The sequence below is a fragment of the Enterobacter sp. WPR_3_1 genome, from assembly GCF_003635055.1.
In the GTDB taxonomy this organism is placed as follows: domain Bacteria; phylum Pseudomonadota; class Gammaproteobacteria; order Enterobacterales; family Enterobacteriaceae; genus Enterobacter; species Enterobacter ludwigii.
This window is the reverse complement of sequence record NZ_RBXU01000015.1, coordinates 164,988-189,564: the sequence shown is the minus strand read 5'-3', so window position 1 is coordinate 189,564 and position 24,577 is coordinate 164,988. Positions and strand designations below refer to the sequence as shown.

25 protein-coding genes and 1 riboswitch are annotated in these 24,577 nt (G+C 56.5%); of the genes, 10 read left to right on the top strand and 15 right to left on the bottom strand.

Annotated elements, in window-relative coordinates; all coding sequences use genetic code 11:
• The first annotated feature begins 42 nt into the window (after positions 1-42).
• Positions 43-285, top strand: a complete 243-nt coding sequence (locus tag BJ887_RS21815) for a glucose PTS transporter subunit EIIB (protein WP_025204491.1) — start codon at positions 43-45, stop codon at positions 283-285.
• Between the two features lie 104 nt (positions 286-389).
• Here BJ887_RS21815 and BJ887_RS21810 read toward each other — a convergent pair whose 3' ends face one another.
• Positions 390-1,655 (bottom strand): maltoporin, encoded by a 1,266-nt coding sequence (locus tag BJ887_RS21810; RefSeq protein WP_025204490.1) that lies wholly within the window; start codon positions 1,653-1,655, stop codon positions 390-392.
• Positions 1,656-1,924: 269 nt separating this feature from the next.
• Between BJ887_RS21810 and BJ887_RS21805 the strand changes: the two genes are divergently transcribed.
• A complete protein-coding gene (locus BJ887_RS21805) occupies positions 1,925-3,001 on the top strand; it encodes a LacI family DNA-binding transcriptional regulator (protein WP_041162527.1) in 1,077 nt (358 codons plus the stop codon).
• Between the two features lie 41 nt (positions 3,002-3,042).
• On the opposite strand, the gene BJ887_RS21800 is transcribed toward BJ887_RS21805, so the two are convergent.
• Positions 3,043-4,044: a magnesium transporter gene (locus BJ887_RS21800; RefSeq protein ID WP_020884727.1), complete on the bottom strand. Its 1,002-nt coding sequence runs from the start codon at positions 4,042-4,044 to the stop codon at positions 3,043-3,045.
• 60 nt (positions 4,045-4,104) lie between these two features.
• Positions 4,105-4,274, bottom strand: a riboswitch (M-box (ykoK) riboswitch).
• Between the two features lie 290 nt (positions 4,275-4,564).
• Here BJ887_RS21800 and BJ887_RS21795 point away from each other — a divergent pair.
• Entirely contained in the window at positions 4,565-5,068 is a 504-nt protein-coding gene (locus tag BJ887_RS21795) for a DedA family protein (protein ID WP_121340449.1), read from the top strand.
• 1 nt (position 5,069) lies between these two features.
• Here BJ887_RS21795 and BJ887_RS21790 read toward each other — a convergent pair whose 3' ends face one another.
• Positions 5,070-5,819 carry an SDR family oxidoreductase gene (locus BJ887_RS21790; protein WP_032677849.1) on the bottom strand — a complete coding sequence of 250 codons (750 nt, stop codon included), beginning with the start codon at positions 5,817-5,819 and terminating at the stop codon, positions 5,070-5,072.
• Positions 5,820-5,919: 100 nt separating this feature from the next.
• On the opposite strand from BJ887_RS21790, the gene BJ887_RS21785 reads away from it, so the two are divergent.
• The gene (locus tag BJ887_RS21785; protein ID WP_020884724.1) at positions 5,920-6,279 is read left to right on the top strand and encodes a helix-turn-helix domain-containing protein; all 360 of its coding nucleotides are present in this window, start codon (positions 5,920-5,922) and stop codon (positions 6,277-6,279) included.
• Positions 6,280-6,365: 86 nt separating this feature from the next.
• A complete protein-coding gene (gene agp, locus BJ887_RS21780; RefSeq protein ID WP_121340432.1) occupies positions 6,366-7,607 on the top strand; it encodes a bifunctional glucose-1-phosphatase/inositol phosphatase in 1,242 nt (413 codons plus the stop codon).
• 32 nt (positions 7,608-7,639) lie between these two features.
• Here the strand turns inward: agp and BJ887_RS21775 are convergent, their stop codons facing one another.
• Positions 7,640-7,867, bottom strand: a complete 228-nt coding sequence (locus BJ887_RS21775) for a YccJ family protein (RefSeq protein WP_014169490.1) — start codon at positions 7,865-7,867, stop codon at positions 7,640-7,642.
• Between the two features lie 18 nt (positions 7,868-7,885).
• A complete protein-coding gene (gene wrbA, locus BJ887_RS21770) occupies positions 7,886-8,482 on the bottom strand; it encodes an NAD(P)H:quinone oxidoreductase (protein ID WP_014169491.1) in 597 nt (198 codons plus the stop codon).
• A gap of 391 nt (positions 8,483-8,873) precedes the next feature.
• On the opposite strand from wrbA, the gene BJ887_RS21765 reads away from it, so the two are divergent.
• Positions 8,874-9,044, top strand: coding sequence for a general stress protein (locus tag BJ887_RS21765; protein WP_001273664.1), 171 nt, complete (start codon positions 8,874-8,876; stop codon positions 9,042-9,044).
• Between the two features lie 117 nt (positions 9,045-9,161).
• A complete protein-coding gene (locus tag BJ887_RS21760; RefSeq protein ID WP_041162529.1) occupies positions 9,162-10,085 on the top strand; it encodes a DMT family transporter in 924 nt (307 codons plus the stop codon).
• Here the strand turns inward: BJ887_RS21760 and rutG are convergent.
• The 7 genes from rutG to rutA are packed head-to-tail and all read right to left on the bottom strand — an operon-like array spanning position 10,073 to position 15,513.
• A complete protein-coding gene (gene rutG / locus BJ887_RS21755; protein WP_020884721.1) occupies positions 10,073-11,401 on the bottom strand; it encodes a pyrimidine utilization transport protein G in 1,329 nt (442 codons plus the stop codon). The genes BJ887_RS21760 and rutG overlap by 13 nt on opposite strands.
• Before the next feature lie 21 nt (positions 11,402-11,422).
• Positions 11,423-11,917, bottom strand: a complete 495-nt coding sequence (rutF, locus tag BJ887_RS21750; RefSeq protein ID WP_121340431.1) for an NADH-dependent FMN reductase RutF — start codon at positions 11,915-11,917, stop codon at positions 11,423-11,425.
• Positions 11,918-11,926: 9 nt separating this feature from the next.
• Positions 11,927-12,517: a malonic semialdehyde reductase gene (locus tag BJ887_RS21745; protein ID WP_025204485.1), complete on the bottom strand. Its 591-nt coding sequence runs from the start codon at positions 12,515-12,517 to the stop codon at positions 11,927-11,929.
• Positions 12,518-12,526: 9 nt separating this feature from the next.
• Positions 12,527-13,327 (bottom strand): pyrimidine utilization protein D, encoded by an 801-nt coding sequence (rutD, locus tag BJ887_RS21740; protein WP_020884719.1) that lies wholly within the window; start codon positions 13,325-13,327, stop codon positions 12,527-12,529.
• 7 nt (positions 13,328-13,334) lie between these two features.
• Positions 13,335-13,721, bottom strand: a complete 387-nt coding sequence (gene rutC / locus BJ887_RS21735; protein ID WP_020884718.1) for a pyrimidine utilization protein C — start codon at positions 13,719-13,721, stop codon at positions 13,335-13,337.
• An 11-nt stretch (positions 13,722-13,732) separates the two neighbouring features.
• The gene (gene rutB, locus BJ887_RS21730; RefSeq protein ID WP_020884717.1) at positions 13,733-14,422 is read right to left on the bottom strand and encodes a pyrimidine utilization protein B; all 690 of its coding nucleotides are present in this window, start codon (positions 14,420-14,422) and stop codon (positions 13,733-13,735) included.
• Positions 14,422-15,513 (bottom strand): pyrimidine utilization protein A, encoded by a 1,092-nt coding sequence (gene rutA, locus BJ887_RS21725; RefSeq protein ID WP_025204484.1) that lies wholly within the window; start codon positions 15,511-15,513, stop codon positions 14,422-14,424. The genes rutB and rutA overlap by 1 nt, the downstream gene beginning before the upstream one ends.
• A gap of 243 nt (positions 15,514-15,756) precedes the next feature.
• Between rutA and rutR the strand changes: the two genes are divergently transcribed.
• Positions 15,757-16,395, top strand: a complete 639-nt coding sequence (gene rutR, locus BJ887_RS21720; RefSeq protein WP_020884715.1) for an HTH-type transcriptional regulator RutR — start codon at positions 15,757-15,759, stop codon at positions 16,393-16,395.
• On the opposite strand, the gene BJ887_RS21715 is transcribed toward rutR, so the two are convergent.
• On the bottom strand, positions 16,392-16,787 hold the full coding sequence (locus BJ887_RS21715; protein WP_121340430.1) for a lysozyme inhibitor LprI family protein: 396 nt from the start codon (positions 16,785-16,787) through the stop codon (positions 16,392-16,394). The two genes, rutR and BJ887_RS21715, sit on opposite strands and share 4 nt — an antisense overlap.
• A gap of 101 nt (positions 16,788-16,888) precedes the next feature.
• Positions 16,889-20,851 (bottom strand): trifunctional transcriptional regulator/proline dehydrogenase/L-glutamate gamma-semialdehyde dehydrogenase, encoded by a 3,963-nt coding sequence (gene putA / locus BJ887_RS21710; RefSeq protein ID WP_121340429.1) that lies wholly within the window; start codon positions 20,849-20,851, stop codon positions 16,889-16,891.
• A 423-nt stretch (positions 20,852-21,274) separates the two neighbouring features.
• Between putA and putP the strand changes: the two genes are divergently transcribed.
• Entirely contained in the window at positions 21,275-22,783 is a 1,509-nt protein-coding gene (gene putP / locus BJ887_RS21705) for a sodium/proline symporter PutP (RefSeq protein WP_020884712.1), read from the top strand.
• Between the two features lie 115 nt (positions 22,784-22,898).
• Positions 22,899-23,318 (top strand): DUF3574 domain-containing protein, encoded by a 420-nt coding sequence (locus BJ887_RS21700; protein WP_121340428.1) that lies wholly within the window; start codon positions 22,899-22,901, stop codon positions 23,316-23,318.
• Positions 23,319-23,350: 32 nt separating this feature from the next.
• On the opposite strand, the gene BJ887_RS21695 is transcribed toward BJ887_RS21700, so the two are convergent.
• Complete coding sequence (locus BJ887_RS21695) at positions 23,351-24,535, bottom strand: NupC/NupG family nucleoside CNT transporter (protein ID WP_014169507.1); 1,185 nt, start codon at positions 24,533-24,535, stop codon at positions 23,351-23,353.
• Positions 24,536-24,577: the final 42 nt, after the last annotated feature.

Genomic DNA, 24,577 nt, shown 5'->3' with positions numbered 1-24,577 from the left:
ATGAGCAGGCATTTTTTTATCTGCATAACAGAGAGGCGTATTATGGACAGTGAAATAACTCAGCGTTTAATTCCTGCATTCGGCGGCGACGATAATATCGAACATGTTGAAGCCTGTATTACCCGTCTGCGCGTCACGGTAAAAGATTTAAATAAGGTGGATACGCAGGCGTTACAACAGGAGGGGGCGCTGGGCGTGATTATTATCGGCCAGCAGGTGCATGCGATATTTGGCCGCCAGTCTGATACCTTGCGGCAATTATTAGATGCGCATTTTAATCACTAATAATAAAAAAGGGATAGCCAAAATAATGGCTATCCCAAACGAGGAGAATAGACTGCCAGTTGTTGGAGATACAATAACGATTAACGCATATCAGGAAATAAACATTACCACCAGGCTTCCACCTGCACGCCAACGTTCCAGGTATTATTTGCGGTGCCGTCTTCGAAGGATTGTCCTTTCTCGGAGTCATTCAGGTAAGAGGCGAAGACGCGCAGTTCAGGACGCGACATAAAATCAGGCCCATCCGCCAGTCCGAGTGCGAGGGTGTACTTCTCTCCGCTCTGCTTGTAGCTGGAGCCATCGGTGTAGGTATCTTTCTGGTAGAAACCGCCCACTTCACCAATCAGACGCACATATTCGGTGAACTGGTACTGTGCGCGACCCACCAGAGAGACAAGGCGCGATTTATCGGTGAATTGCGTGGTGTCATCCGCCGAGCCCCAGGTCAGCACGTGGTTGAAGGAGAGCTTGTCCGTAATCGGAATTAAGCCGGTGTTAATCACACGGTAGCCGCTGGCGTCGTTCACGTAGTTCCACATGTCATACCAGCCGCCGCCCTGGGACACCATGTTCTGCGCCAGGCCTTTGTTCGCATACTGCAGCACCAGCTTGTTGTAGCCGCCTAACATGTCCTGGCTGATCTCACCGGTGACCATGACGCCGTTGTCGGCCTCATACAGCCCACCGTACTCTTTCTGCTTATTGGTGGGGTTTGGCATGGCGTAATCAATGCCCACTTCAGTCCATGCACCCGCCCACGGCTTCCAGCCCGCATAGCGAAGGTCGATGTAGTTGATATTAACGTCGCTATCGCCGTCCACGCGGTAGTCCACGTCGTTGGCATCGCCACGGATCCAGGCCACGGACACTGCACCCGGTCCGAGCGTGTAGTTTTCGATACCGGCACCCGCGCCTGAGATGTTCCAGTATTTGGTGTCAATGATGTGCAGGTCATGGCGCTGGTAGTAGCGCTTACCGCCCCAGATCACCGCGTTCGGATCGCCGGGGATCAGCCCCTTGATCTGCAGATTCAGCTGACGCAACCCGAACTGCGCATCGTCTCCGAAGGTGGTTTCATTGTCGTTAGAGCCGTCAGAGACCATGCTCACCATGCTGTCGAGGTAGAAGCTGACATCGTTCTTTTTGTACACCTCTGAGCCCAGTTCCAGCTCGCCGTAGGTATCCGCCTCGTTACCCAGACGGCCAATTTTATTTTTTTGCCACTCCTCCATCCCACCATCCCGTGAGACGCCCACACCGGAGCGAAGATACCCATGAAAATCAATTGGTACTGAAGACGCTGCAAACAGCGAAGGAGACGCTAACGCGGCAGCCAACGCAACAGATACAGAGCGGATCGTCGTGTTCATTGTTACCCTCTTATTGTTTTGTAATACGTTCACAAATCCGCTGTCATAAAATGCCTAAACCTTTTTTCTGGCAATTGCGTGATCGTTAATCTGTGATTAAGTGCAAATAAAATAGCCAATTTTGTTACGATTGATGAGGTGTGACCAGAAATGTAGTATTGTGAACGTAATACTTTTTGATGGTGTTATGGCAGCCGAAAGTGCCCAGTGGGCGTTTTTTTATATCGCCCCTGATACAATCAGCGCATAACAACATAAGGAACCGGACCATGAAGTCGAAAAGCGCAACGTTAGAGGACGTCGCACGCCATGCGGGCGTCTCCTATCAGACCGTGTCCAGGGTACTGAATAAATCTGCCAATGTATCCGAAGCCACGCGTCACAAGGTGGAGAAATCCATAGAGTTATTGCGGTATGTCCCGAACCGCCTGGCGCAGCAGCTGGTCGGAAAGCAGACCCAGACCGTCGGACTGGTGACGATTTCGCTGGCTTTGCATGCGCCGTCACAGGTCGCCGCGGCGGTAAAACGCTATGCAAATGTGGAAGGGTATCAGGTGTTGATCTCCATGATTGATGAGAACGTCAACCACAGCATCCAGGATTCGATCAATGAACTGAAATCTCAGCTCGTCAGTAAGGTGATCATCAACGTCCCGCTGGAAGCAGAGCAGGCGCAGAAAATCGCGACGGACAACGACGATATCGTCTGTCTGTTCCTCGACGTTGACCCTTACAGTTCCGTGTTTAACGTTTCGTTTAACCCGGCAGATGGCACCCGTGCCAGCGTCAAATATCTCTACGAACTGGGGCACCGGGAAATCGCGTTGCTGGCGGGGCCAGCCTCTTCTGTCTCGGCGCAGCTCAGGCTGAAAAGCTGGATTGAAACCCTGAACGGTTACGGTCTGGAGCCGGCCTCGGTGATCCGCGGGAACTGGGATGCGCAGAGCGGTTACGCGGGTGCGCTGCAGATGCTGCGCGAGACGCCGCAATTTTCTGCCGTGCTGGTGGCCAACGACCAGATGGCGCTGGGGGTATTAAGTGCTTTCCATCAGCATCAGATTTCCATTCCGGGTGAAAAATCGGTGATTGGCTACGATGACACCTACGAAAGCTCATTCTTCTATCCGGCATTGACCACGGTATCGCTGGACCTGGATCTGCAGGGGAAGGAGGCGGTGCGCCGCATTCTTGACAGTGGCGAAGACAATGCCGTGCGCATGTCATCCATTTTGCCTGCCCGACTGGTGGTGCGGCAGTCGACCGGGCCGAAAGGTGAGAAGGGCAAAAACCTGCAGGCGCTGGCGCAACAGCTTCGTGATATCGCACATCAGCTTGGCGATATGTAAAACGGTGAGCACCTCAACCCGGTGGGTGAGGTGCTGCTCTCTTATTCCAGCCCCAGCGTGTACTGCGCAATCTTGAAGTAGATAATCAGACCGGTTCCGTCGATAAGCGTCGCGATAAAGGGCGCGGAAACGACGGCCGGGTCAATGCCGCAGCGCTTCAGTACCATCGGAATAACTGACGAGACAATTGCACTCCACAGCGTAATACAGACCAGCGTCAGGCTGACGATAAGGGTAATTTCCAGCCCGATACCCATCATCCAGGCGCGAACACACCCGGCAAGACCAAGCGTGGCGGCAATCATCAGCGAGGTGGTCATCTCCTTTCGTAACACGCGGCCAACGTCGCGCAGGCGCACTTCACCCAGCGCCATTGCACGCACCAGCGTGGAGGTGATCTGCGTCCCGCTGTTCCCACCGGTCCCTATCAGCAGCGGAATAAAAAAGGCCAGGGCAATGGCGGATTCCAGCGCCTCTTCGAAGTGCTGAATAACCGAGCTGGTATAGGCTTCAGCGACAAACAGCAGCAGCAGCCAGACGGAGCGTTTTTTCCACAGGCTGAAGGGGCTGGTTTCCAGATACGGCTTTTCCAGCGGCAGCGTTGCTCCCTGGAGCTGGGCATCTTCGGTGACATCATCTTCCAGCAGATGGGCGATTTCGCGTTCGGTCAGGCAGCCTACCACTTTACCGTGCGTGACCACCGGCACGACATCCGCCTCGCCGTGGGCCAGCAGCCCGGCGACATCGGCACGCTCGTCTTCCGGTTTGACCTGCAGAAATTGAGAAATCATCAGCGTTTTCACCGGCTGTACCGTATCGGCGGTCTGCAGCAGTTTGCGCACCGCAACCATGCCCGCCAGCCGACCGTTATCTTCGAGGAAAATATGCGATGGAATATCATCGTCTTTTAATTTTTCGAAAAATTGCTCGCGTGCCAGCGCCACGCATAATGAAATATCGAGGACGATAAAATCGGTATTCATATATTGCGCGATTGCGCTGTCATTGAATGCCAGGTTTTGATTGTGAATAGCGTAAGACATAGTGAATTCCCTTTGAATAATAAAATCTCTCAGGGGCGAGCAAGACAGGGCATGTCGAAGAGGAGATCCCCACGTCCTGGGTTCAGCACTGTACACCGTATCCCGTAAGGGAAGTTATACTGACAAAGCCTTGATTCGACAGTGCCTGTTTTACCCTGTGCCGGTTCTCTCGAACCCACCAGAGCGATAACGTGTATTTGTACAGGAGCCTCGCCATAACGAGATCGTTGTAAAACGAGAGGGATAATACGCCACTTTAAAAATCGCGCTGTGGAATTTAAAAGACGTTTAAGAAACGTTTAGAACAATAATTTAATCCCGCGTATTAATGACATCGATTATTCATCAATGACGGAGGTTATTGCTCAAGAGAGTATAATTCCACACCTCTGTGTTTCTAAATGGCGCTGACATTTTCGCGTGTCGTTAATGCCTTCCTGCTGGAGGTCTGAGCGGTTGATACCCCATTTAAGGTTGTTCGTTTCTAATGGTCAGCATCACGAACGCTGCGGGGTGGAATATGACGTGGTTTGACAATCTGCTGAATCATTTTGCTCTCTATCCGACGCATCTGTTCGCGCTGCTTTTCGTCATCGCGCTGAGCAAGTCTACGGTACTGGTTTCCTCCGTGCTTCCGCCGGCCTCGGTGATGCTGCTGGCAGGGATCACCGTCAGCCAGACCAGCCTGCATCCGGGACTGACGTGGCTGGCTGTAGCGGCGGGTGCCGCAACAGGGTCGGTATTGAATTATCATATCGGCCAGTTGATGGGCCACACGCGGCTGGTCACGCGCTTTACCTCCCGGCACGCCGAGAAATTTTTGCGGGTACAACATCAGCTGCAGAAAAAAGGCGTGCTGGTGCTCTTTACCGCGCGTTTCCTGGCGGTGCTGCGCTATATCGTCCCGCTGGCAGCGGGCATGCTCAGACTGAACGCGGCGAAGGTGTACGCGGTAAGCCTGATTTCAGCCGTCGTATGGGCGGCGCTGTATGTCGGCATCGTCACCGGCATCAGCGCCTTTTGACCTACAGGTTTCCCATTCCGCCGTCGACCAGCAGTTCCGTTCCCACCATATAGCGCGATTCGTCAGAGGCAAGATAGAGTGCGGCTTTCGCCAGCTCCGTCGGCGTGCCCATTCTGCCCAGCGGCACAAGTTTGGTGATATCCCCCAGTATCGCCTTGAGCGCTTCCTCGCTTAACCCCGTTTTATTAAATGCCGGTGTTTCCACCGGACCCGGGCTCAGGCCGTTGACGCGAATACCGCGCGGCAACAGCTCCCCTGACAGCGTGCGTGCCAGCGACAGTAATCCCGCCTTGCTGGCGGCATAAACGCTGCTGGCAGGCAGCCCGATGCGGGCGCTCACGGATCCGCACAGGATCACAGAGGAGGGATTATTGAGCAGCGGCAGCAGTGCCTGAATCAAAAAGAACGGTCCTTTAAGGTTGATGCCCATCAGGCGATCCCAGGCGTCTTCCTGCCACTCTTCAAGCAGCCCGTGCGTCACATCGCCGGCGTTAATAAACACGGCATCAAGACGTGGCCAGCGAGAGGTGAGCGTGTCCGCCAGCACTTTTTGCGCGGCGATGTCACCCGCATCAGTCGGAATAACCCAGGCATTATCGCCCAGAATGCGTTGTGCTTCGGCAAGGGTATCCGGGTTACGTCCGGTGACAGCAACGTGCGCCCCTTCGGCAATAAATTCCTGCGCGGTAGCGAGACCAATACCGGAAGTACCGCCGGTAATCAGCGTATATTTACCTGCTAAACGACCCATGTGCTTCTCCTGAAATGACTCTGGAGAAAGCACTATAGAAACGTTAGTATCGAAAGGAAACCAGGTACCATTTGGATACTAATGAGGCAAGAGGTGTGCTATGGCGGAATCACTCACTATACCCTGTGAAAAAAAATCTGAGGTTTATCTTTGCCCGATGACGCAGTTTGTAAACCTGATTTCCGGTAAGTGGGCCATCCCGGTGCTCTATCGCCTGATTATGCTCAATGCACCGGTCCGGTTTGGCGATCTGCTGCGCGCCGCCGCCCCCATCACGCAAAAAGAGCTCACGAAGCAGTTGCGCCTGTTTGAGCAGCGCGGGCTGGTGTCGCGCACTATCTACCCGGAGATCCCACCGCGGGTGGAGTACCAGATAACTGCGCTGGGATTAACCCTCCAGAGCGCGCTCTCCCCGCTGGCCGACTGGATGAGCGAATACGGCGATCGCCTTGAAAAGTAATCCTCAGTTTGCGAAACGCTTCCCGGAAAATTGTCACGAATCTGTCACACTCACTGCGACATTTTAAAACGAGTGAGGAATTAGGGATGAGAAAAGCACTACTCGCGCTGGCAATCGCCGGTTCCATTGCAGTGACATCTGGCGTGCAGGCGCAAGAGACGCCGGAAGGGTATCAGCTGGAACAAGTTTTAATCATGAGTCGCCATAATTTGCGCGCGCCGCTCGCCAATAATGGCAGCGTGCTCGAGCAATCCACACCGAAGCAGTGGCCAGAATGGGAGGTGCCAGGCGGTCAGCTCACCACCAAAGGTGGCGTGCTTGAAGCCTATATGGGCCACTATATGCGCGAGTGGCTGGCACAGCAGGGGATGGTGAAAACCGGCGAGTGCCCGGCCGCGGATAGCGTATATGCCTATGCCAACAGCCTGCAGCGCACTGTCGCCACCGCGCAGTTCTTTATCACCGGCGCCTTCCCGGGGTGCGATGTGCCTGTGCATCATCAGGAAAAAATGGGCACCATGGATCCGACCTTTAACCCGGTGATTACGGATAACTCACCTGAATTCCGTGAAAAAGCGCTGAAGGCGATGGAGACTGAGCGGCAGAAAATGCAGCTTGGCGAGAGCTACAAGCTGCTGGAGCAGATGACGAATTACGCCGATTCACCGTCCTGTAAAGAGAAGAACGTGTGCTCGCTGGCGGAGGCGAAAGATACCTTCAGCGCTGACTATGAAAAAGAACCTGGCGTATCGGGGCCGTTAAAAGTCGGTAACTCGCTGGTGGATGCCTTCACGCTGCAGTATTACGAAGGCTTCCCGGCAGACCAGGTTGCCTGGGGTGAAATTAAAACCGATCAACAGTGGCGCGTGTTGTCGCAGCTGAAAAATGGCTATCAGGACTCGTTGTTTACCTCCACCGAGGTGGCGCAAAACGTGGCCAAACCGCTGGTGAAGTATATCGACCAGGCCCTCGTCACCGGGCAGGCGAAAGCGCCGAAAATCACCCTGCTGGTGGGGCATGATTCCAATATCGCGTCGCTGCTTACGGCGCTGGATTTCAAACCGTACCAGCTGCATGACCAGCACGAGCGGACGCCAATTGGCGGGAAAATTGTTTTCCAGCGCTGGCATGATAAAAGCGCCAACCAGGAGCTCATGAAGATTGAGTATGTCTATCAGAGCGCCGACCAACTGCGTAACGCCAGCGTACTGTCACTGGATGCGCCGGCGCAGCGTGTGACGCTGGAGCTGAAGGGGTGTCCGGTTGATGCGAACGGTTTTTGCCCAATCGATAAATTCAATGCGGTGATGAATAACGCGGCGAAATAGGTAAAACCCCCCGCTCAGGCGGGGGGAAACGTTCAGACGTTTTTACGTTCGATGGTTTGCTCACCCCAGAAGAGCGCGTCTTTGTCCGTTTTCCCGAAGGCACGTTCCAGCACTTCATCGCTGCCTTCTTCCCAAATCTGCTCTGCCAGCTTCTCGTCATAGTTCGCGACTTCAAAAATGGCTTCGGCGATCTCCGGAGAGGTGTTGCGTAAACTTGCCCATTCACCCACGCGGTGGGCTTTGGATTCTTGAGTTGGCATACTTGTCCTCCTGTTGAGTTAGCCGTTCAGTTTTTTGGCGAGGCCTGCGACATACTCACCCTGATAGCGGGCGATAGTGAGCTCTTCGTTGCTCGGCTGTCGGGAGCCATCGCCACCGGCAATGGTGGTGGCGCCGTACGGTGTCCCGCCACGAACCTGGGAAATATCAAACAGTTCCTGCGCGCCGTAGCCAATCGGCACAATCACCATCCCATGATGAGCAAGGGTAGTCCAGGTTGACGTAATCGTCTGCTCCTGACCGCCGCCGGTCCCGGTGGAGCTGAAGACGCTGGCGAGTTTGCCGTATAACGCTCCGGATGCCCAAAGTCCTCCGGTTTGATCGAGGAAGGTCCGCATCTGGCCTGACATATTGCCAAATCGGGTAGGGGTGCCGAAAATAATGGCATCGTAATCAGCCAGTTCCTGCGGGGTGGCAACCGGGGCATTTTGTGTTTTCCCCCCGGCTTTGGCGAACGCCTCAGCCTGCATCGTTTCCGGTACGCGTTTCACCACAACTTCTACGCCGTCCACTCTGTTTGCACCTTCTGCTACCGCGTGAGCCATGGTTTCAATGTGTCCATACATGGAATAATAGAGCACCAGAACTTTTGCCATTTTGCATCACTCCTCGTTTGTGTTTTCTGACAGCGGATCGCTGCGTTCATTTAAAGATATGTCATCACAGCCAGACTGCAAAAATGAACGGCATTTCTTTGATTTATAACAATATGGATACAAAAGCGCTTTGTAGCAAAATGAAACAACTTTCCCGCTGCGGATTTTTAAAATGATAAGAAAGGCTTATAAATGGCCGTCGCGTAATCTCACCCGAATGGCTGAGATCATGTTGCAGAATATTACCTCTGACTTGCCGGATAGCCGCATTCCACTAAGCTTAATTTCACGCGGCACAGATAAAGGCACTGTCCTTCAGCCGCGCGGTGAAAGAATCCTCTTTTACTGAATGCAATATGATGTCTAATGTTTCACACTCTGGAGGTTAGAGATGGCAAACCATCGTGGTGGTTCAGGTAATTTCGCTGAAGACCGTGAAAGAGCATCAGAAGCAGGTCGTAAAGGTGGCCAGTCTAGCGGGGGGAATTTCAAAAATGACCCTCAGCGCGCATCAGAAGCTGGCAAAAAAGGGGGCAAAAACAGTCATGGCAGCAATAAGTAATACGCCGGGCTGATACCCTGCCGCCGGGATCTCCCGGCGGTTTTTTATTTCTGCAACATTGAACTGTAACCAAAGGCATCGCACACTAGAGGATTGATGCTTATTTGCTGGTGCCGCATGTCTCTCTCCCGTTTCACATTCTCCGTCAAACCTCAGGAAGCCCTTCTCATTCTGATCACCATGTTCTGGGGCGGAACCTTTCTTGCCGTCCAGTATGCGGTTACGCTGAGCGGTCCGTTCTTTTTTGTCGGCCTGCGCTTTGCGACGGCGGCGATTGCCGTGGGATTACTCTCGCTTAAAACCTTGCGCGGGCTGACGCTTAAAGAACTGAAGGCCGGGGTGGCCATAGGGGTTGCGATTGCCATGGGCTACAGTCTGCAGACGTGGGGATTACAGACCATCACCAGCAGCAAATCGGCGTTTATCACCGCCATGTATGTGCCGCTGGTGCCGTTACTGCAATGGCTCTGTCTGGGGAGAATACCGGGTCTGATGTCCTGCACGGGGATCGTGCTGGCGTTTATTGGCCTTATCTTGCTTGCCGGGCCGGAAAACAACCTGCTGGCGCTGGGGCCGGGCGAAATCATTACGCTGGTGGGCGCTATCGCGATTGCCGCGGAAATTATTCTGATCAGCGCCTGGGCTGGCAAAGTGGACGTCAAGCGCGTCACCGTGGTTCAGCTGGCGACCGCGTCGCTGGTGGCTTTTGCCACCATGGTGCCGGCAGGGGAGTCTGTTCCGCCGATGTCCACCGGGCTGGTTGTGGTGGCGCTGGGGCTGGGTATCTTTAGCGCCATTATCCAGGTCACCATGAACTGGGCGCAGCGCAGCGTTTCCCCGACGCGTGCGACGGTTATCTATACCGGTGAACCGGTATGGGCGGGCATTTTCGGGCGTATCGCCGGAGAGCGTTTACCGCTGCTGGCGCTGGTGGGGGCGGCGTTTATTGTCGCCGGCGTGCTGGTGAGTGAGCTGAAGCTGAAACGGAAGAAAAAAGCGCTGCCTGAGCGTGACAGCGCTGCGATAAATCAAGAGTCCTGATGTACCACGTCGCCCTGCGGTGCGGCCGCTTCCCGGCGGCTCAGCAGGGCGTTAAGCAGGATTGCGCCAAAGGTTGCGGTGCCAATCCCACCAATAGTGAAGCCGCCCAGCGTCAGGGCAAAATCTCCCGCCCCCAGCACCAGCGTGACCGCCACCATAATCAGGTTGCTGTTCTGGCTCAGATCGACACGATGCTGCACCCAGATGCGTGCCCCGGCAACGGCAATCAGACCAAATACCACAATCGATGCCCCACCAATCACCGGCGCGGGAATGGTGTGGATCAGCGCGCCGAATTTCGGTGAGAACCCGAGGAGCATCGCCATCACCGCTGCCGCCACGAAGACCAGGGTGGAGTAAACTTTGGTCACTGCCATCACGCCAATATTTTCAGCGTAGGTCGTTACACCGCTGCCGCCGACCGAGCCGGAGAGCATGGTAGCCAGACCGTCGCCGACAAAGGCGCGGCCCATGTAGGGGTCCATGCTGCGTCCGGTCATACCCGCAACGGCTTTCAGATGGCCTAAGTTTTCTGCCACCAGGATCACCGCAACCGGCGCGATTAACATCATCGCCTGCGTGTTAAAGACCGGAGACGTCACCTGCGGCAGGCCGAACCAGGCGGCGTTATGCAGCAGCGTAAAATCAACCGGCTTGCCCAGACCGAAGACGTTTGCCAGCAGGGCGTACACCAGACAGGCAACGATTAACCCCACCAGGATCAACAGTCGCTGGATCATACCCCGCGTAAACACCGCCACCAGGCCAATGCAGAGTACCGTGATCACCGCCATCCAGCTTTCAAAGGGCGAACCGGAAACACTTCTGACGGCTATTGGCGCAAGGTTCAGACCAATTGCCATTACCACTGCCCCGGTGACGACGGGAGGCATCATCCGCTCTATCCAGCGTGTCCCGACCTTCATGACCACCAGGCCAATCAGCGTGTAGACCAGCCCGCAGGCGATAATGCCGCCGAGCGCGACGCTCAGATTCGGGTTGATGCCCTGACCGTTAAAGCCGGTGGTGGCGATGACCACGCCGACAAACGCAGCGCTGGAACCAAGATAGCTGGGCACGCGCCCGCCGGTGATGAAAAAGAACAGCAGGGTACCGATACCCGACATCAGAATGGACAGATTGGGATCAAGCCCCATCAGCATGGGCATCAGCACCGTTGCGCCGAACATCGCGACCGCGTGCTGAACCCCCATCACTAAAGTTGGCCCGAGCGGGAGCCTTTCATCCGGCGCGACCACGCCAGGTTCCGTAGAGGTCGATTTCAACTGCCAGTGGGGAAAACCGAACATTGCCATGAGCTGACTCCTTAAGGAGGGTTAACAGGCGGGTCGCATAAGCGCGTGATAGCCGCGGTCAAACCACACCAGCCCTTGCGGCGCGGGGTGGCGAATAATCGAAACGATGTCGCAGAACAGGATGTCGTGCGTGCCCACGCTCACCACCTGGCTGATACGGCAGTCAAACGAGGCCAGCGCCTCCTCCAGACGCGGGCAACCCGTTTCGCCGATCTCCCAGCGCGCGGCGGCGAAGCGCTCGTCCATCGGGGTTTTCCCCCCAAACAGGTTTGATAGCGGCTCTTGTCCAGCGCTCAGGGTATTGACGCACAGGGTGCGGTTTTCACTGAAGGTCGGCCAGACGGATGCGCCACGGTTCAGGCATACCAGCAGCGTGGGCGGTGAATCCGTTACGCTGCACACCGCGCTGGCGGTGAAGCCCGCCATCCCGGCAGGACCGTCGGTGGTGATGATATTGACCGCCGCACCGACGCAGGCCATGGCATCACGGAAGGTTTGTTTATCGGGTGTCATCATGATGGCTCCTTATGCCAGTGCGCATGCGTCTTCAAAGGCCAGACGCGGCAAACGGCCGTAGAGTTTGCTGGTATCGCCATAGCCAATATTGATAAGCAGATTACTTTTTAGCGACGTGCCGGTGAAAAACGCGTCGTCGACTTTTTGGCGATCAAAGCCTGACATCGGGCCCGTATCGAGCCCCAGCGCCCGACAGGCGAAAATCAGGTAAGCCGCCTGCATCGCGCTGTTGCGAAAGGCGGTCTCTTCGGCAAGCGCCGGGCTTGAGGTAAACCAGCTCCGCGCATCCCCGTGGGGGAACAGGGCGGGCAGGCGTTCATAAAATTCACTATCCCAGGCGACAATCGCCGTGACCGGGGCGGTAAGGGTTTTCTCCAGGTTGCCGCTGGAAAGCGCCGGGCGCAGTTTTTCTTTTCCCTCTGCACTTCGTACAAACACAATCCGCGCTGGCGAGCAGTTGGCGGACGTGGGACCCCATTTCATCAGGTCGTAGATCTCGCGCAGCGTCTCGTCGCTGACGGGGATCGCCTGCCAGCCGTTATGGGTGCGTGCGCCGGTAAACAGTGATGCCAGCGCGCCAGGGGTAATCGCTTCGCTCATCAGGGCTCCTTATAAAGCGGGTTCAGGGCTGTGCAGCAGGCTGGCAAGCCCGTTCAGCAGCAGCGTATTAAAGGTTTCTGGCTCGGTGACGTTGCAGGCGTGCCCGCCCTGGCGCATCACCACCTTGTGGCTGCCGGGGATGGCCGCCTGCAGCTCAGTGGAACAGACCGCAGGGATGAGCAGATCGTCGGCGGAGCAGATGAGGTGTACCGGGCAGTGAATGCGTGACGCATGGCGACTGAAGTCCGCTTTCTTCAGGGCATTCAGCCTGTGCAGCAGGTTGTTTTTGCCCTGGAAGTGGGCCAGTGCCAGGGCCTCTTCGGCCTCCAGGCGCGGCGCGCGGGCGGCCATCCAGTCGGCCGGGTAAAGAAACAGCGGCTGCGCCTCTACCCATGCCTGTGCGCCGCCTGCATGAAGCAGGCGTTCGCGGATCTGGAAACAGCGTCGGGTATGTGCATTCAGAGTGAGCCAGCCGTTCACGCACACCAGCGCGCTGAGGGCATCGGGGTGGTCGAGCGCCAGCTGCAGGCCGATCAGCGCCCCCAGCGCATGACCCACGACGCAGTAACGAACGATCCCGGCGGCATTCAGCGCCCGGGCCAGCTCGTCGGCCATCATCGCCAGGCTGTAGGCTTCCGGCAGCACGTCGGGATTATTGCCCGTCCCGCGCTGGTCGTAGCACACCACCTGGTACTCTTGCTCCAGGACGGCAAGCTGCGGTAGCCAGTAGCTGCCGCCCCCGCCAAGCCCGGCAATCAGGACAACCGTGGGCGCGCCGTCGTAAGGGGGAGGTGAGACAGAGAGCTTCATGGCCGCCTCACTTTGCGATGTGTGCAACGGTTGCGATTTCAACCAGCGCATCTGGCTTCACCAGCCCACACTGAATGCAGAACCGGGCCGGTTTATCACCTGGAAAGAACTCGGCGTAAATGTCGTTAATCGCGGCGTAGTTTTTCCAGTCGGTGATAAAGATACTGTTGAACGTCACATCCTCCATTGTGCCACCCGCTGTTTCGATCACTTTTTTGATCGTCTCCAGCACGTGGCGGGTTTGCGCCTTTGGGTCGTTGGGGTAGACCACGTTATTGTGCTGATCAAACGGCAGCGTGCCGGATACATACACCACACCATCGGCCAGCGTGCCGGGCACGAACGGGGCAATCGGGGTACTGGTTCCTGGCGGAATAATCACGGATTTCGGCATGGTCTTGTTCCTCAGGCAATACGGGCTAACGGTGGATTCAGAGCGTCGCAAAAATCCGCGACGTTACTGACCCAGCCAAAAAAGGTTTCGATGTTGAACAGGGCCGCTTGCTGCGCAAACGCCGGCCCGGCCTGATGGGTGGCGTCTTCCAGCACCACGCCAAAATATTCCAGGAAGAAGCCGTCGCGCAGGGTGGATTCCACGCAGACGTTGGTAGCGATGCCGGTAAAGACCAGATGACGGATCCCCCGGCTGCGCAGCAGGCTGTCGAGCGGGGTGTTGAAAAAGCCGCTGTAGCGCGGTTTGGGCAGCACGATATCGCCTGCCTCTGGCACCAGCTCATCCACCAGCTGGTAATCCCAGCTGCCTTTCGCCAGCAGTGTGCCCTGCAGTTCGGGCCGTTTGCGCATGGTTTTCAGGGCGTTCGATTTATGGAAATTGGGAGAGCCCGGGCCACCGGCCTCCACATATTGATCGTCCCAGCCGTTCTGGAACCAGACGATCAGCATGCCTGCCGCGCGGGCTGCGTTGACTGCGGTTTTAATGTTCTCAATCACCGGTCGGGTGGCGGAGACGTCAAATCCCGCCAGATCCAGATAGCCGCCCTGGCTGGCATAGGCGTTTTGCATATCCACCACAATCAGGGCGCTTTGGTGCGGCGCAAAGGTGATGGCTTCCGGACGTGCTGCAAGCGTGGTCATTACGCGACCTCCTTTGTGATGGCAGGAATGTGGGCGCGGCACTGCATCAGCGGCTGAATGCGCTCGCCGAATGTTTCCACACCGGTCAGGAACTCATCGAAGGTCAGCAGCACGCCTTCCGCTCCGGGCACGGCGGCCACTTCATCGAGCATTCTGGCGACGCTGGCATAGGAACCGACCAGCGTGCCCATGTTGATGTTGACTGCTGAGGTCGGGTCGGCCATCTGACGGACGTTGGTGTCCGAGCCGGAACGGGTATCTTTCTGGCTCTGTTCGGTGAGCCAGCTCAGCGCTTCATCGTCCGCGCCCGCCTTATACCGTTCCCATTTCGCGCGGGCGGCGTCGTCGGTTTCGTCGGCAATGACCATAAACAGGACATAGGAACCCACATCGCGACCGGTTTTGTCCGCGGCCTCTTTCATGCGTGCCGCGGTCGGGGCGAAGGCGGCTGGGGTATTCACGCCTTTGCCAAAGCAGAAGTTGAAGTCGGCGTATTTAGCGGAGAATTCCATTCCTGCGTCGCTCTGCCCGGCGCAGATCACTTTCATCGGGGCGGAAGGCTGCGGGCTGACGCGGCAGTCGTTCATGGTGAAGTAGTCACCTTTGAAGTCGCTTTTGCCGGTGCCCCAGAGGTCGCGCAGCACCTGCACATACTCGGTCAGGTAGTCGTAGCGGCGGGAGAAATACTCGTCGCCCGGCCAGATCCCCATCTGCTCATATTCAGGTTTTTGCCAGCCCGTAACCAGGTTAACGCCAAAGCGACCACCGGAGATGGAGTCGATGGTGGAGGCCATTCTGGCAACGATCGCCGGCGGCAGGGTGAGGGTGGCGGCCGTCGCGTAGATCTGAATGCGCGAGGTGACGGCTGCCAGCCCGGCCATCAGGGTGAAGGACTCCAGGTTGTGATCCCAGAATTCGGTTTTGCCGCCGAAACCCCGCAGTTTGATCATCGAAAGCGCAAAATCGAAATGGTAGTGCTCCGCCTTCTGCACGATAGCTTTATTCAGCTCAAAAGTAGGCATGTATTGCGGGGCGGTGGTCGAGATTAGCCAGCCGTTGTTGCCGATAGGTACAAATACGCCAATTTTCATCACGAACCTCTCTTTACGACGTTGCAGGTAAAAAGGGTTTTGCAAAGGCAATGCCAGTTTTGAAAATGGCTTTGTTATTAATGTGTTAATCAATGGTTGGTTAATTGAGGTATGCAAATGTGGACTAAATGGTCAAAAACATTGCACAGAAAACAGGCATTCATGCGCGATCGGAGTGCAGAGTGTCGTGGTCGGTGAGGGGTTTTGCTATGCTGATGGCAACGCAAAATATGGAGAGCGGGAATGACACAAGGTGCAGTGAAAACACCCGGTAAACGTTCGCAGGCGGTCAGTGCGAAGAAGCAGGCCATCCTCGGTGCGGCGCTGGAGACCTTTTCGCAGTTTGGTATTCATGGCACGCGTCTTGAGCAGGTGGCGGAACAGGCCGGGGTGTCGAAAACGAATCTGCTCTACTACTACCCGTCGAAAGAAGCGCTTTATATTGCGGTGATGCAGCAGATCCTCGATATCTGGCTGGCGCCGCTCAAGGCGTTTCGCGAAGAGCTTGCCCCGCTGGTGGCGATCAGGGAGTACATTCGCCTGAAGCTGGAGGTGTCGCGTGATTATCCGCAGGCGTCACGGCTGTTCTGCCTGGAGATGCTGCAGGGCGCACCGCTGTTGCAGGCGGAACTGACCGGGGATTTAAAACAGCTGGTTGACGAGAAATCGGCCATTATTGCCGGATGGGTGGCGGGCGGGAAGCTGGCTCCAGTTGACCCGCATCATCTGATCTTTATGATTTGGGCCTCCACTCAGCATTACGCTGACTTTGCGGCCCAGGTTGAAGCGGTAACCGGTAAGACGCTCCAGGATGAGGCGTTTTTCCACAGCACGCTGGAAAACGTTCAGCAGATGATCATTGAAGGGATCCGCGTGCGTTAGTTTCCCGGCGGAAGAGGGCAGCTTAAATCGCCCTCTTCACACTGCATCAGTGAGGCAAGAAACGCTTCACGCTCAACGGTTTTTTCGCTCAGGCACTGGCTGATGATCATCGGCTGGACGCTGCCTCCCTCAGTACCCGACCCGATAAAGTTGCAGTCGGCATCGCGCAGGGCAATCCACGCCTGCTGTGCCTTTTTCAGAAGCTCACGCTGTGGGGCTTCTGCGCGTTTGATGGCAGCCTGATACGTCTGATTCAGTTTTTTATCGGCTGCCTGGTACTGCTGCGCCGTACAGGTGTTCATTTCAAGCTGGGTGGTCGCATTTGCGCACTCTTCTGCCAGCGCGTTCGCGCTCAGCAGCAATGCAGCCCCCGCGATCAGATATCTTTTCATCATACCCTCCATGCAAAAAAGCCGGATGCGCTGTGCTTATCCGGCCCTGGGTTATTTTGTCACCCCGGTAAGCGTAGTGCCACCGGGGATATTTTACACGATTAACTGATTGTCATCAGGCTCGCGTTACCGCCCGCCGCCGCGGTGTTCACGCTGAGCGAGCGTTCAACGTACAGACGTTCCAGCAGCAGGCTGGTTTCGCCGCGGGCAAAGCCCTGTACCGAAACAATCGCACCGCTGCGGGCCGCCACCTGCTCGCACAGTTCGCGCAGCTGGTCGGAGTCACCGTGATAGATAACGGCATCAAACGGCTGAGTCAGCAGGGCATCGGGCTTCGCAAAATGAATGCGGGCAGAGACCGCTTTCGGCAGCTGTTTCGCTAGGTCACGATGCAGTGCATCTTCCGGCCACAGCACTTCACAACCGGTTGCAGCAGCGGCGGCCAGCTGGACCAGCGCATCCTGCTCGTTGTCCGCCACGCACAGCACACGCTCGCGCGGCATCAGCGTCCAGGTGTTGCGCTCACCGGTTGGCCCCGGCAGCAGGCGCTGGGTACCCGCCTGCGCCAGTTCGCCATACTGCTGTGCGACAGCGCGCAGTTCCGGGCGTGTTTCTGCCCACGTGATGAGCGCCTCCAGCGGCTGTGTCAGCACGGCCTTCAGCTGCGCGTCCACCGGACGTTCGGCATCCTGACGTGCCAGCGTCACGCCGAGCGCATTGTCCGGACGGTTTGCCAGCAGACGGTACAGGTAGAGTGGACCACCGGCTTTTGGACCGGTACCTGACAGACCTTCACCGCCGAACGGCTGTACGCCCACCACCGCGCCGACCATGTTACGGTTCACGTACAGGTTGCCTACTTTAGCGCTGCCGGTCACCTGAGCGATGGTCTCATCGATGCGGGTATGCACGCCGAGGGTCAGGCCATAGCCGGAGGCGTTAATCTGTTCAATCAGCTCGTTGAGGTTGTTACGGTTGTAGCGCACCACGTGCAATACCGGGCCAAAGACCTCTTTTTTCAGCTCGTCGAAGCTGGCCAGTTCAATTAGCGTTGGCGGCACAAAGGTGCCGGTCTGCCACTCGCGGGCATCCTCGCTGTTTTCACGCACGGCCTGGAAGACCGGACGGCCTTTGGCGCGCATGGTCTGAATGTGGTTTTCGATATTCGCTTTGGCTTCCGCGTCGATAACCGGCCCGATATCGGTCGTGAGACGGCCCGGGTTACCCATGCGGCATTCGGCCATCGCGCCGCGCAGCATCTTCAGCGTGTGGTCTGCCACGTCATCCTGCAGACACAGCACGCGCAGGGCGGAACAGCGCTGTCCCGCGCTGTCGAAGGCGGAGGCGAGAACATCGACCACCACCTGCTCGGTGAGCGCGGAGGAGTCGACGATCATGGCGTTCATGCCGCCGGTTTCAGCGATGAGCGGCGTTGGACGCCCCTGTGCATCAAGACGGGTGGCGATGTTGCGCTGCAGCAGGGAGGCCACTTCAGTCGAGCCGGTAAACATCACGCCGCGCACACGGTTATCGGCGGTCAGTTTCGCCCCGACCGTTTCACCGCGGCCCGGCAACAGCTGTATGACACCCGCAGGCACGCCTGCTTCCAGCAGAATGTTAATACCCTGAGCGGCAATCAGCGGGGTCTGCTCCGCCGGTTTTGCCAGCACGCTGTTGCCTGCGGCAAGTGCGGCGGCAATCTGGCCGGTAAAGATCGCCAGCGGGAAGTTCCACGGACTGATACACACCACCGGACCGAGAGGACGGTGGGTTTCGTTATCGAAATCATCACGAACCTGGCCTGCGTAGTAGTGCAGGAAGTCGACCGCTTCACGAACTTCGGCAATGGCGTTGCTGAAGGTTTTACCTGCTTCGCGCACCAGGATCCCGATGAGCGACTGCATCTGGTCTTCCATCAGCACCGCAGCACGTTCCAGAATGGCGCCACGCTCTTGCGGCGGCGTCGCGAACCAGATTGGTGCGTTATTCACCGCGCTGTCCAGCGCCTGATCCACTTCTGCTTCGGTTGCTTCACGCACGTAGCCGACGATATCTTTTGGCTCCGCCGGGTTAATCACGGGCTGCATTTCGCCATCAGCGACGGGCTGCTCCAGAATCGGTTTGGCCTGCCATTTCTGCAGCGCGCTGTTGAGCAGGGCGGAGGAGAGGGAGGCCAGACGGTGTTCGTTCGCCAGGTCCAGGCCCGCGGAGTTCACGCGACCTTTGCCGTACAGTTCACGCGGCAGCGGGATCTTCGGATGCGGCAGGCCAATCTGACCTTCCTGGGCCGCCATCTTCTCAACCGCCTGCACCGGATCGGCAACCAGCTCGTCAAGCGGCAGGGTGGTATCGGCGATACGGTTAACGAAGGAGGTGTTCGCCCCGTTCTCCAGCAGACGACGCACCAGGTACGCCAGCAGGGTTTCATGGGTGCCCACCGGGGCATAAATACGGCACGGACGGTTCAGTTTGCCATCCGCCACTTTACCGGTGACCTGCTCGTACAGCGGTTCACCCATGCCGTGCAGGCACTGGAACTCATACTGACCCGGATAGTAGTTCTGACCGGCCAGGCTGTAGATGGCCGCCAGAGTGTGGGCGTTATGGGTGGCAAACTGCGGGTAAATCAGGTTCGGCACGCCGAGCAGTTTTTTCGCGCAGGCAAGGTACGAGACATCGGTGTAAACCTTGCGGGTATAGACCGGATAGCCTTCCAGACCTTCCATCTGGGCGCGTTTAATTTCGCTGTCCCAGTAGGCGCCTTTTACCAGGCGGATCATCAGGCGACGGCGGCTGCGGCTTGCCAGGTCAATCAGGTAATCAATCACGAACGGACAACGTTTCTGATACGCCTGGATAACGAAACCAATTCCGTTCCAGCCTGCCAGCTCCGGCTCGAAGCACAGTTTTTCCAGCAGATCGAGGGAGATCTCCAGGCGGTCGGCCTCTTCGGCATCGATGTTGATACCGATGTCGTACTGGCGCGCCAGCAGGGTCAGGGATTTCAGGCGCGGATAGAGCTCTTCCATCACCCGGTCGTACTGCGCACGGCTGTAGCGCGGATGCAGGGCCGAGAGCTTGATGGAGATCCCCGGGCCTTCATAAATACCGCGACCGTTTGACGCTTTACCAATGGCGTGAATCGCCTGCTGGTAAGAGACCATATAAGCCTGCGCGTCGGCGGCAGTCAGCGCCGCTTCACCCAGCATGTCGTAAGAGTAGCGGAAACCTTTATCTTCGAGCTTACGGGCGTTGGCCAGCGCTTCCGCGATGGTTTCGCCGGTAACAAACTGCTCGCCCATCAGGCGCATCGCCATATCCACGCCTTTGCGGATCAGCGGTTCACCGCTCTTGCCGATGATGCGGTTCAGGGAGCGGGAGAGGTTGGCTTCGTTATGGGTCGAGACCAGTCGGCCGGTAAACAGCAGGCCCCATGTCGCCGCGTTGACGAACAGCGACGGGCTGCGGCCAATGTGTGACTGCCAGTTACCGTTGCTGATTTTGTCGCGGATCAGTGCGTCACGGGTGGCTTTGTCAGGAATACGCAACAGCGCTTCCGCCAGACACATCAGCGCTACGCCCTCCTGAGAGGAGAGGGAAAACTCCTGCAGCAGACCCTGTACCATTCCGGCGCGGCCGGTGGCATTTTTCTGGTTACGCAGTTTGTCGGCAAGCTGATACGCCAGGCTGTGCGCCTGAGAGGCAATGGCTTCTGGCAGACGGGCCTGCTCCAGCAGCATCGGTACGGCGTCGGTTTCGGCACGACGGTAAGCACCGGTAATGGCGGCGCGACTGACCGACTGAGGCAGGATCTGCTCGGCGAATTCAAGGAACGGCTGATGGTTTTCGTCAGCAGCGGCGGAAACCTCATCACTTTCATTGGCTGCACCCGCCAGCAGCGCGGGCAGCTCTGGCAGCCCCTCATCGCTTTCGAGTCTTTCGAGGTAGTTAAAAATCGCCTGCTTGATTAGCCAGTGCGGCGTGCGGTCAATGCGGGTTGCTGCGGTCTTAATCCGTTCGCGGGTTGCGTCATCCAGCTTAACCCCCATGGTGGTCATACCCATGCCAAAGCTCCTGTTGTTCTGTCGTCGTGTGCTATCGATAGCGTGAAATATCCACCATGTTGCAACTTTGTGCAACCGTGTTAAATGTGACCTGGTTTGCAACCCGGAAAATGAATGGATTGTTAAGAGATGGTTAGCTGGAAAAAAGTGCTGGCTTCTGGATGAGAGGCCTGTTTTTATGCGGGACTTAACACTTTTAAAAGGTGCAACCCGTAAAAGCGTGAGCGAGTGCAACCTATACGAAAGACGTATAAAACCAGGGATGAATTTGATGTAAATGCAGTGTTAAATCGTTTGTGTGCGAGCACTGCTTACGGCAGGATACGCGCGGCCAACAGAAACACATACACACATCACTACGTTCCGGTGATGACATAACAAGGCAACCCGGACGGTTGTCGCTCGACATTTTGGAGAATTTGAATGGCAATTAGCACACCGATGCTGGTGACATTTCTCGTTTATATATTTGGCATGATCCTGATAGGGTTTTTGGCATGGCGTTCAACAAAGAATTTTGACGACTACATTCTGGGCGGGCGTAGCTTAGGGCCGATGGTCACCGCACTCTCTGCGGGCGCGTCCGACATGAGCGGCTGGCTGCTGATGGGGCTGCCGGGGGCGATTTTCATCTCCGGTATATCTGAAAGCTGGATCGCCATTGGCCTGACCGTCGGGGCATGGATCAACTGGAAGCTGGTTGCAGGCCGTCTGCGCGTGCATACCGAAGCCAACAACAATGCGTTGACCCTGCCGGATTACTTCACCGGACGCTTTGAAGATAACAGCCGCGTGCTGCGCATTATCTCTGCGCTGGTTATCCTCGTGTTCTTCACCATCTATTGTGCCTCTGGCATTGTGGCCGGTGCGCGCCTGTTCGAAAGCACCTTCGGCATGAGCTATGAAACGGCGCTGTGGGCCGGTGCTGCGGCAACCATTCTCTATACCTTCGTGGGCGGTTTCCTGGCCGTAAGCTGGACTGACACCGTGCAGGCGAGCCTGATGATCTTCGCTCTGATCCTGACGCCAGTCATTGTCATCTTCACCGTCGGCGGCTTTGCTGATTCGCTGGAAGTGATTAAGCAGAAGAGCATTGAAAACGTCGACATGCTGAAAGGGCTGAACTTTGTCGCCATCGTTTCTTTGATGGGCTGGGGTCTGGGCTACTTCGGTCAGCCGCACATTCTGGCGCGCTTCATGGCCGCTGACTCTCACCACACGATTGTTCATGCCCGTCGTATCAGTATGACGTGGATGATCCTCTGCCTGGCGGGTGCCTGTGCGGTTGGCTTCTTCGGCATCGCTTACTTCAACAATAACCCGGCGCAGGCAGGGGCAGTAAACCAGAATGCCGAGCGTGTGTTCATCGAACTGGCGGGCATTCTGTTCAACCCGTGGATTGCCGGTATTCTGCTCTCCGCGATCCTGGCGGCCGTGATGTCCACCCTGAGCTGCCAGCTGCTGGTCTGCTCAAGTGCAATCACCGAAGACCTCTACAAAGCGTTCCTGCGTAAAGATGCGAGCCAGAAAGAGCTGGTATGGGTGGGGCGTTTCATGGTGCTGGTGGTGGCCTTAATTGCCATTGCGCTGGCGGCAAACCCTGAGAACCGCGTGCTGGGCCTGGTGAGCTACGCGTGGGCGGGCTTTGGTGCGGCGTTTGGTCCGGTGGTGCTCTTCTCGGTGCTGTGGTCGCGCATGACCCGCAACGGCGCGCTGGCGGGGATGATTATCGGTGCGCTTACCGTTATCGTCTGGAAGCAGTTCGCCTGGCTCGGTCTGTACGAAATTATCCCGGGCTTCATCTTCGGCAGTATCGGCATTGTGGTGTTCAGCCTGCTGGGTAAAGCGCCTTCTGCCTCAATGCAGAAACGTTTTGCTGAAGCAGACGCACACTATCACACTGCACCGCCGTCAAAGCTGCAGGCTGAGTAATTTTTTTCGCTGATAGACAGGCCGGGTAAGCGCGCGCGCTACCCGGCTTTTTTCTTGCCAAAATCCGCAATTTACGATGATATCGCTGTGCTTATAACAATGAGGATAGCGAAGCATGACAATCAAAACAGGGGTAATGGCAGCGGCATTATTGATGCTGGCGGGCTGCAGTGTGCCGTCGCAACACGCGGCGATGGAGACCTGCAAAGCGGATAACCAGATGCAGCAAACCACGCTCTATTTCGGGCTAAACCGTCCCGCAGGCGCGCAAATCACCACCGGCGAGTGGCAGCAGTTCGTTGACCAGGACGTGACGCCGCGTTTTCGCGATGGCCTGACGGTCTTTGATGCGCGCGGGCAGTGGCTGGGTAACGACGGGAAAGTGGCGCGTGAACCGAGTAAGGCGCTTATGCTGATCCACGATAAAGATGCGCAGAGCGAGAAGAATATTGAAGCGTTGCGCGGTATTTATAAATCACGCTTCGCGCAGGAGTCGGTGATGCGGGTCGATCAGCCGGTGTGCGTGCAGTTTTAATGAAAAACGGCGGGAGAACCCGCCGTTATCGCTTACAGCACCAGTCCTGCAAAGCTGGCGGACAGCAAACTGACCAGCGTCGCGCCATACACCAGGCGTAAGCCAAAACGTGATACCACGTTCCCCTGTTGCTCGTTCAGGCCTTTGATCGCCCCGGCCACAATGCCGATAGAGGCAAAGTTAGCGAACGACACCAGGAAAACGGACAAAATGCCCAGTCCGCGTGGTGACATCTGATGCGCAATTTTTTGCAGCTCAATCATTGCCACAAATTCATTTGCGACCAGCTTGGTTGCCATAATACTGCCGGCATTCAACGCGTCGCTCAGCGGAATACCAACCAGCCATGCCAGCGGGTAAAATACATAGCCCAGGATCTGTTGGAAGCTCATACCAAATACGCTGGAGAAGAGGGCGTTAACGGCGCTAATAAGGGCAATAAAGCCAATCAGCATCGCCAGAATAATCATCGCCACTTTAAAACCGGCCAGAATATACTCGCCAAGCATTTCGAAGAAGCTCTGGGACTCGTGCAGCTTTTCAAGCTTGATATCCGGCTCTGCTTCCGGGCGCGCCGGGTTGATAATGGAGAGAATAATAAAGGTGCTGAACATGTTCAGGATGAGCGCGGCAACGACAAATTTGGCGTCGAGCATGGTCATATAGGCACCGACAATCGACAGGGATACCGTCGACATGGCCGTGGCCGCCATGGTGAAGAGACGACGAGAGGAGAGGTCGCCCAGTACACCCTTGTAGGCAATAAAGTTTTCAGACTGTCCGAGGATCAGCGAGCTCACCGCGTTGAACGATTCCAGCTTACCCATGCCATTCAGTTTTGACAGCAGTGTCCCGATCACCCGAATAAAAATCGGCAGAATTCGCCAGTGCTGAAGAATACCAATCAGTGCGGAGATAAAAATAATCGGGCAGAGTACGCCGAGGAAAATGAACGCCAGTCCTTTTTCACCCATCCCGCCAAAGACGAAATTGGTGCCTTCAGCCGCGAATTTCAGCAGTGACTCAAAGAATCCCGAGACATATTTAATAATGAACAGCCCGCTTTCGGCATGCAGGAAAAAGAACGCCAGGGCTATTTCAATGACAATCAGCTGTAAAACAAAACGAATGCGAATTTTTCGGCGGTCGAAACTCACCAGCCAGGCAAGCGCAAGAATAATCACCAGCGCCAGCAGGAAATGGATAATGTTAAACATGGTTAATTTTCAGTTGGTTTTTGAGGCAGATATTTAGCCACA

Excerpts from the sequence above, each read along its gene's own strand:
- BJ887_RS21815 (WP_025204491.1), top strand. The coding sequence starts at position 43 with ATGGACAGTGAAATAACTCAGCGTTTAATTCCTGCATTCGGCGGCGAC.
- BJ887_RS21810 (WP_025204490.1), bottom strand. The coding sequence starts at position 1,655 with ATGAACACGACGATCCGCTCTGTATCTGTTGCGTTGGCTGCCGCGTTA.
- BJ887_RS21805 (WP_041162527.1), top strand. The coding sequence starts at position 1,925 with ATGAAGTCGAAAAGCGCAACGTTAGAGGACGTCGCACGCCATGCGGGC.
- BJ887_RS21800 (WP_020884727.1), bottom strand. The coding sequence starts at position 4,044 with ATGTCTTACGCTATTCACAATCAAAACCTGGCATTCAATGACAGCGCA.
- BJ887_RS21795 (WP_121340449.1), top strand. The coding sequence starts at position 4,565 with ATGACGTGGTTTGACAATCTGCTGAATCATTTTGCTCTCTATCCGACG.
- BJ887_RS21790 (WP_032677849.1), bottom strand. The coding sequence starts at position 5,819 with ATGGGTCGTTTAGCAGGTAAATATACGCTGATTACCGGCGGTACTTCC.
- BJ887_RS21785 (WP_020884724.1), top strand. The coding sequence starts at position 5,920 with ATGGCGGAATCACTCACTATACCCTGTGAAAAAAAATCTGAGGTTTAT.
- agp (WP_121340432.1), top strand. The coding sequence starts at position 6,366 with ATGAGAAAAGCACTACTCGCGCTGGCAATCGCCGGTTCCATTGCAGTG.
- BJ887_RS21775 (WP_014169490.1), bottom strand. The coding sequence starts at position 7,867 with ATGCCAACTCAAGAATCCAAAGCCCACCGCGTGGGTGAATGGGCAAGT.
- wrbA (WP_014169491.1), bottom strand. The coding sequence starts at position 8,482 with ATGGCAAAAGTTCTGGTGCTCTATTATTCCATGTATGGACACATTGAA.
- BJ887_RS21765 (WP_001273664.1), top strand. The coding sequence starts at position 8,874 with ATGGCAAACCATCGTGGTGGTTCAGGTAATTTCGCTGAAGACCGTGAA.
- BJ887_RS21760 (WP_041162529.1), top strand. The coding sequence starts at position 9,162 with ATGTCTCTCTCCCGTTTCACATTCTCCGTCAAACCTCAGGAAGCCCTT.
- rutG (WP_020884721.1), bottom strand. The coding sequence starts at position 11,401 with ATGGCAATGTTCGGTTTTCCCCACTGGCAGTTGAAATCGACCTCTACG.
- rutF (WP_121340431.1), bottom strand. The coding sequence starts at position 11,917 with ATGATGACACCCGATAAACAAACCTTCCGTGATGCCATGGCCTGCGTC.
- BJ887_RS21745 (WP_025204485.1), bottom strand. The coding sequence starts at position 12,517 with ATGAGCGAAGCGATTACCCCTGGCGCGCTGGCATCACTGTTTACCGGC.
- rutD (WP_020884719.1), bottom strand. The coding sequence starts at position 13,327 with ATGAAGCTCTCTGTCTCACCTCCCCCTTACGACGGCGCGCCCACGGTT.
- rutC (WP_020884718.1), bottom strand. The coding sequence starts at position 13,721 with ATGCCGAAATCCGTGATTATTCCGCCAGGAACCAGTACCCCGATTGCC.
- rutB (WP_020884717.1), bottom strand. The coding sequence starts at position 14,422 with ATGACCACGCTTGCAGCACGTCCGGAAGCCATCACCTTTGCGCCGCAC.
- rutA (WP_025204484.1), bottom strand. The coding sequence starts at position 15,513 with ATGAAAATTGGCGTATTTGTACCTATCGGCAACAACGGCTGGCTAATC.
- rutR (WP_020884715.1), top strand. The coding sequence starts at position 15,757 with ATGACACAAGGTGCAGTGAAAACACCCGGTAAACGTTCGCAGGCGGTC.
- BJ887_RS21715 (WP_121340430.1), bottom strand. The coding sequence starts at position 16,787 with ATGAAAAGATATCTGATCGCGGGGGCTGCATTGCTGCTGAGCGCGAAC.
- putA (WP_121340429.1), bottom strand. The coding sequence starts at position 20,851 with ATGGGTATGACCACCATGGGGGTTAAGCTGGATGACGCAACCCGCGAA.
- putP (WP_020884712.1), top strand. The coding sequence starts at position 21,275 with ATGGCAATTAGCACACCGATGCTGGTGACATTTCTCGTTTATATATTT.
- BJ887_RS21700 (WP_121340428.1), top strand. The coding sequence starts at position 22,899 with ATGACAATCAAAACAGGGGTAATGGCAGCGGCATTATTGATGCTGGCG.
- BJ887_RS21695 (WP_014169507.1), bottom strand. The coding sequence starts at position 24,535 with ATGTTTAACATTATCCATTTCCTGCTGGCGCTGGTGATTATTCTTGCG.